15 protein-coding genes and 2 pseudogenes are annotated in these 15,220 nt (G+C 57.1%); 9 read left to right on the plus strand and 8 right to left on the minus strand.

Translation table 11 applies throughout. The features are described from left to right. Window positions 1-18 precede the first annotated feature (18 nt). Complete coding sequence (locus KQP88_RS14925) at window positions 19-777, minus strand: thioesterase II family protein (RefSeq protein WP_216703478.1); 759 nt, start codon at window positions 775-777, stop codon at window positions 19-21. Window positions 778-1,094: 317 nt separating this feature from the next. On the opposite strand from KQP88_RS14925, the gene KQP88_RS14930 reads away from it, so the two are divergent. Continuing rightward, entirely contained in the window at window positions 1,095-1,625 is a 531-nt protein-coding gene (locus tag KQP88_RS14930; protein ID WP_025260702.1) for an RNA polymerase factor sigma-70, read from the plus strand. A 76-nt stretch (window positions 1,626-1,701) separates the two neighbouring features. Here KQP88_RS14930 and KQP88_RS14935 read toward each other — a convergent pair whose 3' ends face one another. Further along, window positions 1,702-2,223 carry an SgcJ/EcaC family oxidoreductase gene (locus KQP88_RS14935; protein WP_200993211.1) on the minus strand — a complete coding sequence of 174 codons (522 nt, stop codon included), beginning with the start codon at window positions 2,221-2,223 and terminating at the stop codon, window positions 1,702-1,704. 210 nt (window positions 2,224-2,433) lie between these two features. Then, complete coding sequence (locus KQP88_RS14940; protein WP_025260704.1) at window positions 2,434-2,955, minus strand: SgcJ/EcaC family oxidoreductase; 522 nt, start codon at window positions 2,953-2,955, stop codon at window positions 2,434-2,436. A 195-nt stretch (window positions 2,956-3,150) separates the two neighbouring features. Between KQP88_RS14940 and KQP88_RS14945 the strand changes: the two genes are divergently transcribed. From KQP88_RS14945 to KQP88_RS14960, 5 genes and pseudogenes are all read left to right on the plus strand, one after another. Further along, entirely contained in the window at window positions 3,151-4,335 is a 1,185-nt protein-coding gene (locus tag KQP88_RS14945; RefSeq protein WP_216703479.1) for a sensor histidine kinase, read from the plus strand. After that, complete coding sequence (locus tag KQP88_RS14950) at window positions 4,332-5,000, plus strand: response regulator (protein WP_216703480.1); 669 nt, start codon at window positions 4,332-4,334, stop codon at window positions 4,998-5,000. Before KQP88_RS14945 ends, KQP88_RS14950 begins: the two co-directional genes overlap by 4 nt. An 83-nt stretch (window positions 5,001-5,083) precedes the next feature. Further along, a pseudogene (locus KQP88_RS14955) lies at window positions 5,084-6,878 on the plus strand (ATP-binding protein); the annotation flags it as partial. A gap of 74 nt (window positions 6,879-6,952) precedes the next feature. Then, window positions 6,953-7,324: pseudogene (locus KQP88_RS25625) on the plus strand (response regulator); the annotation flags it as partial. Next, window positions 7,321-7,785, plus strand: a complete 465-nt coding sequence (locus KQP88_RS14960; protein ID WP_025260709.1) for a response regulator — start codon at window positions 7,321-7,323, stop codon at window positions 7,783-7,785. The pseudogene KQP88_RS25625 and the gene KQP88_RS14960, both read left to right, overlap by 4 nt. 6 nt (window positions 7,786-7,791) lie before the next feature. Here the strand turns inward: KQP88_RS14960 and KQP88_RS14965 are convergent, their stop codons facing one another. Both KQP88_RS14965 and dusA read right to left on the minus strand, forming a co-directional pair. Then, window positions 7,792-8,223 carry a universal stress protein gene (locus tag KQP88_RS14965; protein ID WP_200993214.1) on the minus strand — a complete coding sequence of 144 codons (432 nt, stop codon included), beginning with the start codon at window positions 8,221-8,223 and terminating at the stop codon, window positions 7,792-7,794. A 194-nt stretch (window positions 8,224-8,417) separates the two neighbouring features. Next, window positions 8,418-9,428, minus strand: coding sequence for a tRNA dihydrouridine(20/20a) synthase DusA (gene dusA, locus KQP88_RS14970; protein WP_216705971.1), 1,011 nt, complete (start codon window positions 9,426-9,428; stop codon window positions 8,418-8,420). 204 nt (window positions 9,429-9,632) lie between these two features. Here dusA and KQP88_RS14975 point away from each other — a divergent pair, with 204 nt between their 5' ends. Beyond that, window positions 9,633-10,610: a helix-turn-helix domain-containing protein gene (locus tag KQP88_RS14975; RefSeq protein WP_216703481.1), complete on the plus strand. Its 978-nt coding sequence runs from the start codon at window positions 9,633-9,635 to the stop codon at window positions 10,608-10,610. A gap of 593 nt (window positions 10,611-11,203) precedes the next feature. Continuing rightward, window positions 11,204-12,130, plus strand: coding sequence for a transaldolase (gene tal / locus KQP88_RS14980; RefSeq protein WP_216703482.1), 927 nt, complete (start codon window positions 11,204-11,206; stop codon window positions 12,128-12,130). A gap of 79 nt (window positions 12,131-12,209) precedes the next feature. Here tal and rssC read toward each other — a convergent pair whose 3' ends face one another. Further along, a complete protein-coding gene (gene rssC / locus KQP88_RS14985) occupies window positions 12,210-12,695 on the minus strand; it encodes an anti-sigma factor antagonist RssC (protein ID WP_117166539.1) in 486 nt (161 codons plus the stop codon). Next, window positions 12,692-13,876 carry a two-component system response regulator RssB gene (gene rssB, locus KQP88_RS14990; protein WP_200993384.1) on the minus strand — a complete coding sequence of 395 codons (1,185 nt, stop codon included), beginning with the start codon at window positions 13,874-13,876 and terminating at the stop codon, window positions 12,692-12,694. Before rssB ends, rssC begins: the two co-directional genes overlap by 4 nt. Before the next feature lie 265 nt (window positions 13,877-14,141). Here rssB and KQP88_RS14995 point away from each other — a divergent pair, with 265 nt between their 5' ends. After that, on the plus strand, window positions 14,142-14,441 hold the full coding sequence (locus KQP88_RS14995; protein WP_025260714.1) for a PilZ domain-containing protein: 300 nt from the start codon (window positions 14,142-14,144) through the stop codon (window positions 14,439-14,441). 76 nt (window positions 14,442-14,517) lie between these two features. Here KQP88_RS14995 and KQP88_RS15000 read toward each other — a convergent pair whose 3' ends face one another. Beyond that, window positions 14,518-15,219: an MlaA family lipoprotein gene (locus KQP88_RS15000; RefSeq protein WP_025260715.1), complete on the minus strand. Its 702-nt coding sequence runs from the start codon at window positions 15,217-15,219 to the stop codon at window positions 14,518-14,520. Window position 15,220: the final 1 nt, after the last annotated feature.

Raw genomic sequence — 15,220 nt, forward strand, 5'->3', positions numbered from 1 at the left:
CGTGAGGCAATCAGGGGATCAACCGGCCGCCAGGGCCATTTGCCGCGCTGCGCCGTTGCGCCAGCGGGTCAGGTGCTGCTCGGCGTAACGCCGCAGGTGACGCAGCAGTTGAGCCTGCTCGTCGACCAGATAGAAGTGATGGCCCTCGAACATGTCCAGGGAGAAACCGGTGCAGGTTTCTTCCTGCCAGTCGAGCAGCTCTTCTACCGTGACGCTGTCCTGCTTGCCGCCAAAGACATGGATCGGCACGCTCAACGGCTCGCGTTCGCCATATGTGAAGCTGCCGCAGGCCAGGAAATCGGCGCGCAGGATAGGCAGCATCAATTGCATCAACTCATCGTTGGCAATCACGTTTTCGCTGGTGCCCTTGAGCGTGCGCAACCGGGCGATCAGTTGCTCATCGGTCTTGGCGATGGCGTATTCACTGACATCACGGCGTACCGGCCCCGCAGAGGCAGACATGAACAGGACCAGCGGTGCGGGCAGGCCGCGGGCGCGCAGCACATGGGCCAGCTCGAAGGTCAGCAAGGCGCCGAGGCTGTGTCCGAAAATCGCGTAGGGCTTATCCAGTTCAACACTGATCTCGTCGGCCAGACGGTTGGCCAGCTGTACGATATCGGTCTGCAGCGGCTCGTTCATGCGCATGCCACGGCCCGGCAATTCAAGAGGACGAACGTTCACCCACTCCGGCAGCTTGCGCCGCCACGGGCTGTAAAACATCGCACTGGCCCCGGAAAACGGCAGACAGAACAGCGTCAGGCTCGCAGGAGTGCTCATATCAGGCCCTGCCATACGGTGACGCCGACGAAAAAGCTGCGATGCGCGCGCTCGAAACCCATTGTGTCCTCCTGATCTGATCCTTGGCCGCAGTCGTAGGCGGGCCTGTCATCAATGAGAACGGATGGCATCTGGAAATAATTAGTCGCATCTGAGCGCTGTAAAAGTGCACAGGCATCGAATTGCGCCTTACAGGTGCACTGATTCAATTTCGCATTTGACAATTATTATCATTAAGAATAGTTTACCCGCCGTTCAGCAGGTGCCACCCAATACGGGGACACACCTTCTCCAAGACTCGCAGCAAGGTGAATTCCATGACGGAACAAGTGCTCACAAGTAAGTGTGACTCACCCTTACTCCAGGTTTTTATCGACAACTATCTGCTGTTGGTCAAAATCGCCGCCCGCATCGTTGGCTGCCGCTCACGCGCCGAAGATGTGGTGCAGGACGCATTTTTCAGATTGCGTTCCGCCCCCCAGATCACCCTTTCGTTCAAGGCCCAGCTCAGCTATCTGTTTCAGATCGTGCGCAACCTGGCCATCGATCACTATCGCAAGCAGGCCCTGGAGCTCAAGTACACAGGCCCGGAAGATGAAGGCTTGAACGTGGTGGTTCAAGGTGCGTCGCCGGAAACCTCGCACATCAATTTCTCCAGCCTGGAGAAAATAGCCGATGCCTTGTCGGAGCTGCCGGCGCGTACCCGGTATGCCTTCGAGATGTACCGCCTGCACGGCGTCCCGCAAAAGGACATCGCCAAGGAGCTGGGCGTCTCCCCTACCCTGGTGAACTTCATGATCCGCGATGCGCTGATTCACTGCCGCAAGGTCAGCGGCGTCAGGAACTGAATCCGTTTTCACCAACGCAAAAAACACATCCGGGGCAAAGGCCCCGGATGTGTTTCAGGTATTCAGACTTCTTGAATCAGCGGCTGACCTGGTACTCAGGCTGCACTTCCGGCATGGCCGAAGAGTGGTGGTTGAGGATCTTCCACTGCCCGCCCACACGCTCGTACAGGAAGGTGTAACGCGCCTGCACCTTGCTCTTCTTGCCATCAGCAGCGGTCAGGGTGAAGGTGTAGACACCGCTGTCCATCGCTGCATCAGGGCTCAGACGGCGGATTTCGCGGTAGTTGATCTCACCGACCGGCTTGAGGGCCAGAAAGTGGTCGAAGTAATCGGTGATTTCTGCAGGTGTGGCGCGCACCTTGTTGGAAACCGTTGGCTGCAGAATGGCATTCGGCGCGTAGAGGCTGACCACTGTCTGCGGGTTGCCGGTTTTCAGCGCCGTGTTCCAGCGGTCAAACAGACCCGAGATTTCCTGGTCCTTCACGTCGGACGGCTGCTCGGCCACCATGCGGTAGGTGTAAGGAGCGGTATCTGCTGCGTGAACCAGCGGAGCACTCAGGGCAAAAAGCATGACCAGGGCGGTTTTATTCAGTTTCATCGCAACACTCCTACAGAGATCTGTTCAGGGATTCAGTGAGTGCTACTTTGCCGCTGCGGATGATCTGCGCCATCGGCCAATCGGGGTTATTTGACTATGCCATTCGGCATATAAGCTGCCCGTTCGCATGGAACACCTGCCTTCACAAACGCAAAAAAACACATCCGGAGCAAAGGCCCCGGATATGTTTCGGCTATCAGACTTGTTGAATCAGCGGCTGACCTGATACTCAGGCTGCACTTCCGGCATGGCCGAAGAGTGGTGGTTGAGGATCTTCCACTGCCCGCCTACACGTTCGTACAGGAAGGTGTAACGCGCCTGCACCTTGCTCTTCTTGCCATCGGCAGCGGTCAGGGTGAAGGTGTAGACACCGCTGTCTACCGCTGCGTCTTTGCCCAGGCGGCGAATTTCACGGTAGTTGATCTCACCGACCGGCTTGAGGGCCAGGAAGTGATCGAAATAGTCCTTTATCTCTGCCGGAGTGGCGCGCACCTTGTTGGAAACTGTCGGCTGCAGTACGGCATTGGGGGCGTACAGGCTGACTACTGTCTGTGGGTTGCCGGTTTTCAGTGCATTGTTCCAGCGATCAAACAAACCCGAAATTTCCTGGTCCTTCACGTTGGACGGCTGCTCGGCCACCATGCGATAGGTATAAGGAGCAGTGTCTGCTGCGTGGACCAGCGGAGCACTCAAAGCAAAAAGCATGACCAGGGCGGTTTGTTTCAGTTTCATCGCAACACTCCTACAGGGGATCTGTTCAGGGATTCAGTGAGTGTTACTTTGCCGTTGCGGACCGTTTTCTCCATCGGCCAACCGGGGTTATTTCTCTATGCCAACCGGCAGATAGGCACCCCGCGCCATCACAGGTTTTAATGGCATCATGTTGTGCCCGCGCGGGCATGAACCGACGCCTGGAGTACGACACAGATGCAAAGCCCTCCACATGATCCAGCGAGTGCCCTGGCGATTCGCACGCAATATCGCCAGTCACAAAGCCGTGCCGCACGCCTTCGCCTGCTGGTGGATACCGGACAGGAACTGACCCAGTTGCCTCCCGAAGCCATGCGCCAGCGCGTCTTGCAGCGAGCCTGTGCTTTCGTCGCCATGGACCACGGCCTGCTACTGGAATGGGGAAGCGACAATGTGGTGCGCACCACGGCCTTGCATGGCAGTGAAGAGCGTCTGCGCAGCCTGGAAATCGTCGCCGACACCCTGGCCATCGGGCCGCAATGGCTGGAACGCGACCATGCCACGCTGCCCAATGTACTGACGCTGCCCCTGCGCGGGGCCGACGATGGCTCCTTTGGCACGCTGGTACTGGCGAACAGCGTGAATATCAGCGCCCCCGACAGCGAAGACATTGAGTCCCTGCAACTGCTCGCCACCCTGCTGGCGGCGCATCTGGAAAACAATCGCCTGCTCGAAGCACTGGTGGCACGTGAGCGGACCATGTCCGAACTGGTCAATCAGTTGTTCACCGCCCAGGAAGACGAGCGCAAGCGCATGGCCTATGACCTGCATGACGGGCTGGCACAGACCCTCGCCGGCCTGCATCAGCGCCTTCAGGGTTTTGCCGGTCGCTGCCCGGAATTGCCAGAGCCGCTGGATAACGACCTGCGGGCCATCCTGACCCTGGCCCAGCACTGCGTCGGCGAAGGCCGGCAATTGATCAGTGGCCTGCGGCCAAGCGTTCTTGACGACTTCGGCCTGCTGCAAGCCGTCGACAAGGACGCCGACCGTCTACGGGAAGCCGGTATTAACGTACACTGGCGCTCACGCTCCATGACCCGCCTGCCCAGCCACCTGGAAATCGCCCTGTTTCGCATTGCCCAGGAAGGCATCAACAACATTCTCAAGCATGCCAATGCCGACAACGTGCAACTGGCGCTCGAGCTGCATGACACCACGGCCTCGTTGCTGATCGAAGACAACGGCTGTGGTTTCATCATTAACCAGCAATCAAGGAACAACGGCGTCCAGAAGCTTGGACTGGTGGCAATGCAGGAACGAGCCAGCCTTCTGGGTGGCCGACTGGTTCTTGTCAGCAGCCCGGAATCCGGCACACGGATACGCGCTACCGTCCCTCTCAATACAGACAAGGCAACACTATGACGAACACCTTGCGACTGGTCCTGGCAGACGACCATGAAGTGACCCGGACAGGATTCGTCTCGCTCCTGGCCGGCCACCCGGAGTTCGAGGTGATCGGTCAGGCTTCCGACGGCCAGCAGGCCATCGAACTGTGCGAGCAGATGCAGCCCGATATCGCGATCCTCGATATCCGCATGCCGGTCCTCAACGGCCTGGGTGCCGCGCGCATCCTCCAGCAGCGCATGCCCCAGCTCAAAGTGGTGATGTTCACCATGGACGACAGCACCGATCACCTGGAAGCCGCCATCAGTGCCGGTGCAGTGGGTTACCTGCTCAAGGACGCCAGCCGCGACGAAGTGATTGCCAGCCTGCAACGTGTCGCCCGTGGCGAAGAAGCCCTGAACAGTGCCGTCAGCGCCCGTCTGCTGCGACGCATGACCGAACGCAACAACAGCCGCGCCATCACCACCGAAGCCCTGACGCCCCGTGAGCGCCAGGTACTCGGGCTGGTAGCCAGCGGCTTCAGCAACCGTGAGATCGGCGAAAAACTCGGCATCACCGCTGGCACCGCCAAGGCACATGTGGAGAAAGTCATTGCCAAGCTCGGGGCCGCAGACCGGACCCAGGCGGCGGTACGCGGCGTAGCTCTGGGCCTGGTGAGTCAGTCTACAGGCGACTGGAGGTGAACTTGATCAACGTCACGCGCTGGGAAGACCTTCCCCTACGCGGCAAGGCACTGGTGGCTATTTCACTGCCACTGGTGATTCTGATGCTTTCCCTGGTGCTCATCTACATCGCCGAGCGCCAGACCACTCAAGCTGAAGAAGATGTGCGCAGAGTGCTGCTCGTTCAGGGCGATATCCAGAGCGTTCACACCCAACTCGCCGAAGCGGCAGCCAGTGTGCGCGGTTACCTGCTGACCCGTCGCGAGGACTTTCTACCAGGTTACCTGAACGCCGAGGCGCAGATCGAAGCAGCGCTGGACCGACTCAATACCAATGTGCGCGACCAACAGATGCGCGAACACCTCCAGGCCATCGCGCCGCTGATCGAAACCAAGGTCGACGGACTGGAAACCCTGCGCAATCTGAGCAAGGAAGGCCAGGACGCGATTTCGACCATCCTGATCGAGAACAAATACATTCTCGATGAGCTGCGCGACCGAATCCGCACCATGCGCGAACGGGAAGACACCTTGCTGGCGGAACGCACGGCAGACGCCGCCGAGACCCGCGCCCGTCTTCTGTGGTCGACGTTGCTGGCAGCAGGCTCGGGTGTATTTGGTGCCATCCTTGCCGTATTGATGCTCTCCAGAGGCATCGTGGCCAGGGTGCAGCAGGTGCAAGGCAACGCCCAGCGTCTGGCGCTGGGCCACCCGCTGCTGCCGCAACCGCCGGAAAACGATGAAGTCGGCCAACTGGGCACACGTCTGGTAGAGGCCGGTCAACTGCTGGCCGAACGCGAGCGGGCATTGCGCGAGAACGAAGAGCGCCTGCGCCTGATCATCGAAGGCGTCAAGGATTACGGGATCTTCGCCCTGGATGCCAAGGGTTATGTCATCACCTGGAACGCCGGGGCCGAGCGCATCAAGGGCTATACCGAGCAGGAAATCCTCGGCCAGCACTTCTCGCTGTTCTATCTGCCGGAAGAATGCCCGCAACACCCCGACATGGCGCTGCAAGAGGCGAAACTCCACGGCCGCTACATGGAAGAAGGCTGGCGTTGCCGCAAGGATGGCAGCCGTTTCTGGGCCAGCGTGGTCATCACCGCCCAATACGACAGCAGCGATGCCCTGCGCGGCTTTTCCAAGATCACCCGGGACATCACCGACCGCCGTGCTGCCGAAATCGCCCTTGGCACAGCCCGGGAAGAGGCAGAACGCGCCAGTCGTGCCAAGAGCGAGTTTCTTTCGCGCATGAGCCACGAACTGCGCACGCCCCTGAACTCCATTCTGGGCTTCGCTCAACTGCTGGACATGGACTCCAGCAATCACCAGAAACCTCAGGTCGGTCATATTCTGCGAGCCGGTCAGCATCTGCTGACACTGATCAACGAAGTGCTGGACATTGCCCGGATCGAGGCAGGCCATCTGTCACTCAACCTGGAGCCGGTGCTTTTGCCCGAGGTTCTTCAAGAAGCCTTGAGCCTGGTCTGGCCCATGGCGGCCGATGGCGGTATCCAGCTGGCAGAATTGCCGGAACTGGCAAGCGACAGTGGTGTGATTGCCGATCGTCAGCGTCTGGTTCAGGTGCTGCTGAACCTGCTGTCCAACGCCATCAAATACAACCGCCCCAATGGGCTGGTGAGAATCGAGGTCCAGCAACAGGACGACCGGGTCACCATCAGTGTCATCGACACAGGCAAAGGCATTGCGCTGGATCGACTCGATCAGTTGTTCAAACCCTTCGAGCGTCTTGAGGCCGACTCCAGCGTGGAAGGCACAGGCCTGGGCCTGGCATTGAGCAAAAGCCTGCTGGAAACCATGAACGGCAGCATGACCGTACACAGCACGCCGGGAGAAGGCTGCCGGTTCACCCTGGAATTACCCTATGCACAAGTGCACAAGGCAGAAGAAGCGCCGATTCGCCGGATCAGCGCGATGCCTGCCGAACCGCACCCTGCCCGCGTCGAGCATTACGGCAAAGTGCTGTGCATTGAAGACAATCTGTCGAGCATGGCCCTGATCGAAACCCTGTTGCAGCGCAGGCCCGGCATTCAACTGCTGTCCAGCATGCAAGGACAACTGGGGCTGGACCTTGCCCGGCAGCACGCGCCGCAGTTGATTCTGCTGGACGTGAACCTGCCGGACCTTGCGGGCCGCGATGTATTGAAACGCCTGCGACAATCCCCCAGCACGGCCAACACGCCGGTACTGATGATCACGGCCGACGCCAGTGACAAGACCCACCGCGAGTTGCGCCAGGCCGGAGCTACGGCAATCCTGACCAAACCCATCCAGGTGCCGGCGTTCCTCGCGCACCTGGACCAATACCTACCGGAGCCTTCATGAGCGGCGATTTCCGTATCCTGATTATCGATGACCAACGGCCCAATCTTGAACTGATGGAGCAATTGCTCGCTCGCGAAGGCCTGACCAATGTATTGAGCAGCACCGAGCCACTGAGAACGCTGGACCTGTTCAACAGCTTCGAGCCGGATCTGGTGATTCTCGACCTGCACATGCCGGAGTTCGACGGGTTTGCGGTGCTGGAGCAACTGAATCGGCGTATCCCGAGCAACGACTACATGCCGATCATGGTCCTGACCGCCGACGCCACTCGCGAAACCCGCCTGCGCGCCCTGGCCCTGGGCGCTCGTGACTTCATCAGCAAGCCACTGGATGCCCTGGAAACCATGCTGCGGATCTGGAACCTGCTGGAAACCCGCGCACTCTACAAAACCTTGCGCCAGTTGTTGCCACCGGAAAAGATCGAACTGCTGCGCCAGTATCGGGCACCGGCGCAGGCTTGAGTTCGATTACTTGATGAGAATGACTGGCACCGACACATCATGAATGACACGGTTGGCGACCGAGCCCAGCAGCAAACCGCCGAAACTGCCCAGGCCGCGAGTGCCCATCACCACGGTGTCGCAACCCAGTTGCTTGACAGCCAGCTTGACCTGATCAGCCACATTGCCAAGATCCACGTGAGTCTGATGGTTAATATCAGCCCGCTTCAAGAGCACCACGGCCTCGGCAAGGATTCGGTTGGCTTCATTGAAAAGCCCGGCCTTGACGCCCTCGATCATGTCCGGCGCCAGATAGTCGCTATAAACGACCGGGCTGGCCTGGACGTTGAGCAAATGCACCTGCAGGGGTCGTGCAAGGCTGCCTGACAAACCGATGACGTACTCCAGCGCATGCTTGGAATGAGCCGATCCGTCATAAGGAACCAGTACTTTGTGCATGACATCTCTCCTTGAATGGGTATGTATTCAACATAGTCCCCTTCAAGGCCGGCAACCATCGCAAAGGCGGCTTTGATTGATCCAGAGCAAATCCGGCGTGAATATTTTTGGCAGCCCTTCGCGAATGAATTCGCTCCTACAGTCTGCTGGTGCGTGCGAATCGGGCGGCGCTCCGCTCATTCGCGAAAAAACCACTAATGCCCCGCCAGAAACTCCGCCGCCTGATCCAGCAGCAACAAGGGCTTTTCCGCCTTGTGAATGTCGACTGACAGCAACTGCCGAAAACGTCGTGCTCCCGGAAAACCATGGGCCATGCCCAGGATATGCCGCGTGATATGGTGCATGGTGCCGCCGCTCTCGATATGCGCAGCAATATAAGGCCGCAACGCTTCCAGAGCCTCTGCACGACTGATCACCGGCGCTGTGCTGCCGAACAGTTGGCGATCTACTTCAGCCAGCAGATAGGGATTGTGATAAGCCTCACGCCCGAGCATCACGCCATCGAACGTCTGCAAATGCTCCTGGCATTGCTCAAGGGTCTTGATACCGCCATTGAGAATGATCTCGACGCCCGGAAAGTCCCGCTTCAACTGCGCTGCCACGTCATAACGCAGCGGCGGAATATCACGGTTTTCCTTGGGCGAAAGCCCTTCCAGAATCGCGATACGGGCATGCACCGTGAAGCTGTTGCAGCCAGCCTCATGAACCTTGCCGACGAAATCACACAGCTCGGCGTAACTGTCCCGGCCATTGATCCCGATCCGGTGCTTCACCGTCACCGGAATCGCCACCGTGTCCTGCATGGACTTCACACAATCGGCCACCAGTTCGGGATGCCCCATCAGGCAGGCACCGATCATATTGTTCTGCACCCGATCACTCGGACAGCCCACATTCAGATTGACCTCGTCGTACCCCACCTCTTCAGCCATGCGGGCACAAGTCGCCAGATCCGCAGGATTACTCCCGCCCAGCTGCAAAGCCAGCGGATGCTCGGCCTCGTCGTAGCGCAGAAAACGCTCACGATCACCGTGGATCAATGCACCTGTGGTGACCATCTCGGTGTACAGCAGGGCATTCTTCGACAGGATGCGCAGGAAATACCGGCAATGGCGGTCAGTCCAGTCCATCATCGGGGCGACGGAGAAGCGGCGGGATGGCGCAGGGCTTGATTCACATGGGCTGCAGAGCGTTTCGGGCAACATTTTCAACGTATTTGTACCAGTTCTGGGCCGTGTTAGCGGCCGCTAAACACATGCATGAGGAGGCGAATTCTATCAGAGCGGACTTAATGTCTCACGACATCCGAATCGGCAGATTAAATTTAGTAAATTTAAAATTGAAAAAACTAAATCAAGGCATATAATCTAGTTTATCATGACGAATAATTTACTAAATTGGAGCATGCCATGCGCAGCGAAGCACTTGTTCAATTATCACTGGAGGCTTTGGGTTGCACACAAAAAGAGCTAGCAACGCGGCTTGGCGTTTCTGCGACCCAGATCAGCAAATGGAAAAAAGGAGAGCACCTTTCCTTTGAGATGGGAGAGAAGCTGAGGGTGCTTTCAGGGATTGGCGATCAAGACCCGGAATTTATTGTTTGGAGCAGCTCACGTGAGAATGCTCTGAAATGGGAGCGCCTCATTCATTACCTTGCAGAGATGGCTCAATCGAGTGCGGAGACGGGATACAACTCCCCCCCATTAGTGGAAGACATTGACAATTTGTGCTGGAACACTTTTCACACGCTCCGAGAAATGGGTGTTGAAATTCCTAAAGTATTTCCTGCCGAGCTAGAAATTACTGCCAAAGACAACGAAGACAACGAAGACAACGAAGACAACGAAGACAACGAAGAGTATTGGGAGGCAGTGACACACAACCAATACTCGTCTCTTATTTACAAAATCTTCAAAGCATTTACTGATGTATATGGTTTCTATACCGCATATGTAGAGTATTTGATTAATGACGACATGGAGCTTTTTGATTCATCCATTGAAGAAATCGAGCCAAACCTCATATCTCTAGCCGCCTCAAAAGTTGATGTAAACCTAGAGCTCGCCCCAAGCTTTAGAAAATTCAAATACAAAACTGAAAGAGATTATGAAGACTGGCTTGGCTTAGTGAAAGATAGAGCATTTAAAACTGGAACCCCATTAAAAGCCGAGCTTCTTGATCTTGTATATCATGGTCACGACGGGCTTGGACACGCGGCCGAGGCTGAAAGTCTTGGGTTCAATGCATCACGCATCCACCCTGACATTTATATGAACGAGCTTCTGGTAGGCATGCGAGTTATCCATCAGGTATTGCCGGCCATTTTGAAAAAACTTGGCATCGAAGATGAATTTCAACTGGACGAAAAAGCACTCAGAATCAATTAATCCAACACCGTTTGATTATTACCTGTGTATGCCCACGTACCGCACAACACAGACAAAAGAATCATGACCGCAATGCTTTTAACTTGTAGAGCATACCCCAACATTACGATCAGTTAAGCCAAAAAAACTTGTAGGAGCGAATTTATTCGCGAGACGTCATTGAGGGCGATAGACTTCCTTCAGCTTCACGGGCCTCTCGCGAATAAATTCGCTCCTACAGTTTGCTGCGTGGCACCGAGGCGGCGGGCGATCTACTACAAATTGACATGTGCCCCTTAATTGACTGGAAGCAGGGCAAACAATGATTTCAGTGAGACTAGGAATAGCGTTTCCAGTCAGACAACTGGCAGCATCATTTAGCAGCGCCTTCTAAGACCTTGTCCTCTTGATCGAAAGTCAGGCGATCCCAAGGGAACAACCAGCCCCAACCACGCTCAAATCCAGTCTGAACCCCTCTTCCATACCCCCGAGCGTCATCCATTGCCTGCGAATGAGGAAAGCGCGTCATCAAACGTCGACATCATGGTCTGCGACCTTGAGTGGCAGGCAGCGCTCGGGTAATGTCATCCAACCGCACAGGACAGAGCACGCTAATGACTTCCAAGCTGGAACAACTCAAGAAATTCACAACTGTCGTCGCCGATACCGGTGATTTTGATGCCATTGCCCGCCTCAAGCCGGTAGACGCTACCACCAACCCTTCCCTTCTGCTCAAGGCGGCTTCCAGCGAAAGCAACGCTGAGCTGCTGGCCGAGGCTTTCAGTGGCAGCAAGGGTGATATCGGTCTGGCGTCTGACCGCTTCGCCGTTGCCATTGGCCGCAAGATTCTCGATGTCGTGCCAGGGCGCGTGTCCACCGAGGTGGATGCACGGCTTTCCTTCGATACCCATGCGATGATCGAGCGCGGCGAGCGTCTGGCCAGTCTGTACGATGCAGCCGGTATTGGTCGCGATAGGATCCTGATCAAGCTGGCTTCCACCTGGGAAGGTATCCGGGCCGCCGAGAAGCTGGAGAAGGACGGCATCCAGACCAACCTGACCCTGCTGTTCTCTTTCGCTCAGGCCGTGGCATGCGCCGAAGCTGGCGTGTTCCTGATTTCGCCGTTCGTGGGCCGTATCTACGACTGGTACAAGAAGTCGTCGGGCCAGGAGTACACAGGTGCAGAAGATCCGGGCGTGCAGTCCGTGACCCGCATCTACAACTACTACAAGGCTAACGACTTCAAGACCGTGGTCATGGGTGCCAGCTTCCGTAACCTGAGCCAGATCGAACAACTGGCTGGTTGCGACCGTCTGACCATCAGCCCGGACCTTCTCAAGCAACTGGCAGAAGACAACGGCAACCTGGAGCAGAAACTGGCACCGGGCAACGCTGGCGAAGCCCGTCAGAGCCTGTCCGAGAAGGAGTTCCGCTGGGCCTCCAACGAAGATGCCATGGCCACGGAAAAACTGGCCGAGGGCATTCGTCAGTTCGCTCGCGACCAGGAAAAGCTCGAAGCATTGCTCGCCGCCAAGGCCTGAATGCACTAAAGGGCGGCCTCCTTGCGGGGGCCGCCCTTTTTATTGCCCGCTGTTCAGCGCGGCAAGCGTGCAGATTCGCTTATCGCTGCCCTTCGAGGGCATTGACCAGATCATGGAAGGCTTCACGATTGGAGTCGTTCAAGCCCATCAGGATCTTGTGCGCTTCCAGCACCTTGGCCTTGACCACCTCTTCGCACTGATCCTGCGACGGCAGGTCGGTCAGGCACTCGGGGCGCGGGATGGGACGATCGACGATGTTGAACACCTGATCGAAGCCCATCGACTGCAAGAGCCGGGTGATGTCTTCGTGGGTCGTTACCAGGGTTGGCAGCAACCCGACCTTCTGACGCGACAGAATCGACAACTTGGCCAAAAGGCCCAGCGTCGTACTGTCGATGCTGCGGGTTTCGGTCAAGTCGATCACCACGGCCGAGAAATTCAGCGCGGAGAAGATTCTCTCGATTGTCGCATCCAAGGCCGAACACAGCGTCAAACGCACTTCGCCCACGAACTTCAGTACGAAGGTGCCTTCCTGCTCGGCGAACTGGATTCTACCGGTACTCATTCAAGATTCCTGCGTAACACTAACAAGGCGATATCATCCGGCATCTCCCCTAGCGTAGCCAATTCAAAAACCTCCTGAAGTCCTTCCAGGCTTCCACCAGCAGTCTTCACCATTTCCGGCAAGACCGCTTCCTTTTCCTTGAGTGTATCACCGGGCAGAAGATCCAGTATGCCATCAGACAGCATCGTCAGACTGAAGGACTCGGGCAGTTCCAGCTCATGGTCCTGATAGGTCGCTTCATTGAACAGGCCTACAGGAAGACCGCGGCCCTGCAGATAGCGCGCTTCCCCGTCTGAGAACAGCACAGGCAGCGGCAGATGGCCACCGACGGCATAGGTCAGGATGCCGGTGTCTTCGTCGATGACACCACCGACCATGGTCACGTGCTTGCCCAGCTTGCAGCTGATCAGGCCACGGTTGATGTGCGACAGCACGTCCGACGGCTTGAACTCAGGCAATGTGCCGCCGCGCTTGGATTCGAACAGCAGGCGCGTGGTCATGAACTTCAACAGCACCGTAATGAATGCCGAAGACGCACCATGACCCGAAACGTCAGCCAGATAGAACGCCACGCGCCGTTCATCGACACGGAAATAATCCACGAAGTCGCCGGACAGATACAGTGACGGGATGATCTGGTGGGCGAACTGGAACTCATCGATGGCCCAAGGGCTGATCGGCAGCATGTTCATCTGCACCTGACGACCGGCATCCTGGTCTTCCTGCAACAGATGAAGGCTCGCCTCCAGCTCGCGATTGGCCGTTTCGAGCTTCTCGCGGTAGTTCTGGTTTTCCTGAAGCAGACGGGCACGGTCCAGTGCGCGGTGCACGGAATGTTCGAGAACGGCCAGGTCTTCAAGCGGCTTGATCAGGTAGTCGGCAGCGCCAAGGCGCAAGGCCTCGACCGCATCGCTCATGACGCCCGCGCCGGAAACGACAATGACCGGGGTCTGTGGAGAAAGCCCCGTCACCTGACGAATCAGCTCAAGGCCTCCCATCTGGGGCATGCGCAGATCGCAAATGACCAGATCGGGCTTTTGCTGCTCGAATGTCTGTATTCCCTGCAGGCCATTACTCGCCTGGAGGACACTGAAGCCACTATCTTCCAGATAGGCGGCGAGACTCGCACGCACTACGTCGTCGTCATCGATAATCAGCAGTGTGGCACTGGTTTTTGGCATGTGGGCAAACGGCGCCAGATGAGGTTGTGTAGGCGGCCCGGACATGCCGGTACCTGCTTACTGGATTCGCTTCTAGCCTCTCTGCAACGGCAGGTCCGCACTCGGACCGGCAATCAGGTTTCAGAGGTGCCCTTCAAGGCGCAGACGGTACTCCCATCCGACGGGCGTTTCAAGCGTACGACCCTGCTCACTTTACGTCTTTACATCGCAAATCGCCGGGAGTTATAAGAACCTACTAATCAGCAACCAAAACGAAGGGATAGACATGGGCCAAAATGATCGCAGCTACGAGGAGAAACGCGACTACATTCGCATGCGTATCGATGCAGATATCAACCTGCTCCATGCAGGTCAGGTAATTCCGGCCGTCTGCATCGACCTTTCCAGCACCGGAATGCAGGTCGAGGCCCCCCGCTCCTTCAAGATCGGCGACAAACTCAGCGTCAGCATCGATTCGGATCACCCGGCACTCTCGGGACTGTCCGCCCAGACAGAAGTTGTCTGGCTGACGGATATCGAAGGCGGCGGGCAAAAGCTGGGGCTTTCCATCATTTCGATGAATTGATTGCACCATCGCTTCGCGCAAAAGAAAAAAGGCGACCTTGGTCGCCTTCATTCATTCGGTCAACATTACGTAACGATTAAAAATCGTCTTCGACCTGACCATCCTTAACCTTGAATTCGCGGTTCTGCAAATAGGCGTTGCGGATGAAGGTGTATTTGTCACCGCTCACCATGCGCTCTGCCGACAGCAGGCTGGCGCGCATATCGATCAGGTCAGCAGCGCGCAGGCTATTGCGGGTTGGCACATGGTCGATGTAACGGTACGGTTCGGTGTAGGTGTCCGGGTATTTGGCGATGGCATCACGCACAGTGCTCGGGCCGAACAGCGGCAACACCACGTAAGGACCACTGCTTACACCCCAGTAACCCAGGGTCTGACCGAAATCTTCATCATTGCGCTGCAAGCCCATGTGGGTGCCGACGTCGATGACGCCCAGCAGACCGAACGTGGTGTTGACGATAAGACGCGCAGTATCGACACCGGCAGCCTCAGGCTTGGCCTGAAGGATATTGTTGGCCAGGTTGCCCACATCGCCGATGTTGTTGAAGAAGTTGTGTACGCCGTCTTCGACGAATTGCGGAGCTATGTATTGATAGCCCTGCGCAATAGGCTTGAGGGTGTAGGTGTCGAGGGTGTCGTTGAAACGGAAAATGACGCGGTTGACACTCTCCCACGGATCTTCTTCGGCCGCCTGTGCCGCCATCGGAACGAAGGCAACTCCCACACATACACACAACCGAGCCAGACGCCCGGCAAAGCCTGCACCGATCACGGGCATA

The organism is Pseudomonas lijiangensis (assembly GCF_018968705.1).
Taxonomy (GTDB): Bacteria; Pseudomonadota; Gammaproteobacteria; order Pseudomonadales; family Pseudomonadaceae; genus Aquipseudomonas; species Aquipseudomonas lijiangensis.

What these genes read in the sequence shown, in the direction of transcription:
- KQP88_RS14940 (WP_025260704.1), bottom strand. Translation starts at nt 2,955, where the DNA reads ATGAAACTGAAACAAACCGCCCTGGTCATGCTTTTTGCTTTGAGTGCT.
- rssC (WP_117166539.1), bottom strand. Translation starts at nt 12,695, where the DNA reads ATGAGTACCGGTAGAATCCAGTTCGCCGAGCAGGAAGGCACCTTCGTA.
- KQP88_RS14960 (WP_025260709.1), top strand. Translation starts at nt 7,321, where the DNA reads ATGAGCGGCGATTTCCGTATCCTGATTATCGATGACCAACGGCCCAAT.
- rssB (WP_200993384.1), bottom strand. Translation starts at nt 13,876, where the DNA reads ATGCCAAAAACCAGTGCCACACTGCTGATTATCGATGACGACGACGTA.
- KQP88_RS14925 (WP_216703478.1), bottom strand. Translation starts at nt 777, where the DNA reads ATGAGCACTCCTGCGAGCCTGACGCTGTTCTGTCTGCCGTTTTCCGGG.
- KQP88_RS14935 (WP_200993211.1), bottom strand. Translation starts at nt 2,223, where the DNA reads ATGAAACTGAATAAAACCGCCCTGGTCATGCTTTTTGCCCTGAGTGCT.
- tal (WP_216703482.1), top strand. Translation starts at nt 11,204, where the DNA reads ATGACTTCCAAGCTGGAACAACTCAAGAAATTCACAACTGTCGTCGCC.
- KQP88_RS15000 (WP_025260715.1), bottom strand. Translation starts at nt 15,219, where the DNA reads ATGCCCGTGATCGGTGCAGGCTTTGCCGGGCGTCTGGCTCGGTTGTGT.
- KQP88_RS14950 (WP_216703480.1), top strand. Translation starts at nt 4,332, where the DNA reads ATGACGAACACCTTGCGACTGGTCCTGGCAGACGACCATGAAGTGACC.
- dusA (WP_216705971.1), bottom strand. Translation starts at nt 9,428, where the DNA reads ATGTTGCCCGAAACGCTCTGCAGCCCATGTGAATCAAGCCCTGCGCCA.
- KQP88_RS14945 (WP_216703479.1), top strand. Translation starts at nt 3,151, where the DNA reads ATGCAAAGCCCTCCACATGATCCAGCGAGTGCCCTGGCGATTCGCACG.
- KQP88_RS14930 (WP_025260702.1), top strand. Translation starts at nt 1,095, where the DNA reads ATGACGGAACAAGTGCTCACAAGTAAGTGTGACTCACCCTTACTCCAG.
- KQP88_RS14965 (WP_200993214.1), bottom strand. Translation starts at nt 8,223, where the DNA reads ATGCACAAAGTACTGGTTCCTTATGACGGATCGGCTCATTCCAAGCAT.
- KQP88_RS14995 (WP_025260714.1), top strand. Translation starts at nt 14,142, where the DNA reads ATGGGCCAAAATGATCGCAGCTACGAGGAGAAACGCGACTACATTCGC.
- KQP88_RS14975 (WP_216703481.1), top strand. Translation starts at nt 9,633, where the DNA reads ATGCGCAGCGAAGCACTTGTTCAATTATCACTGGAGGCTTTGGGTTGC.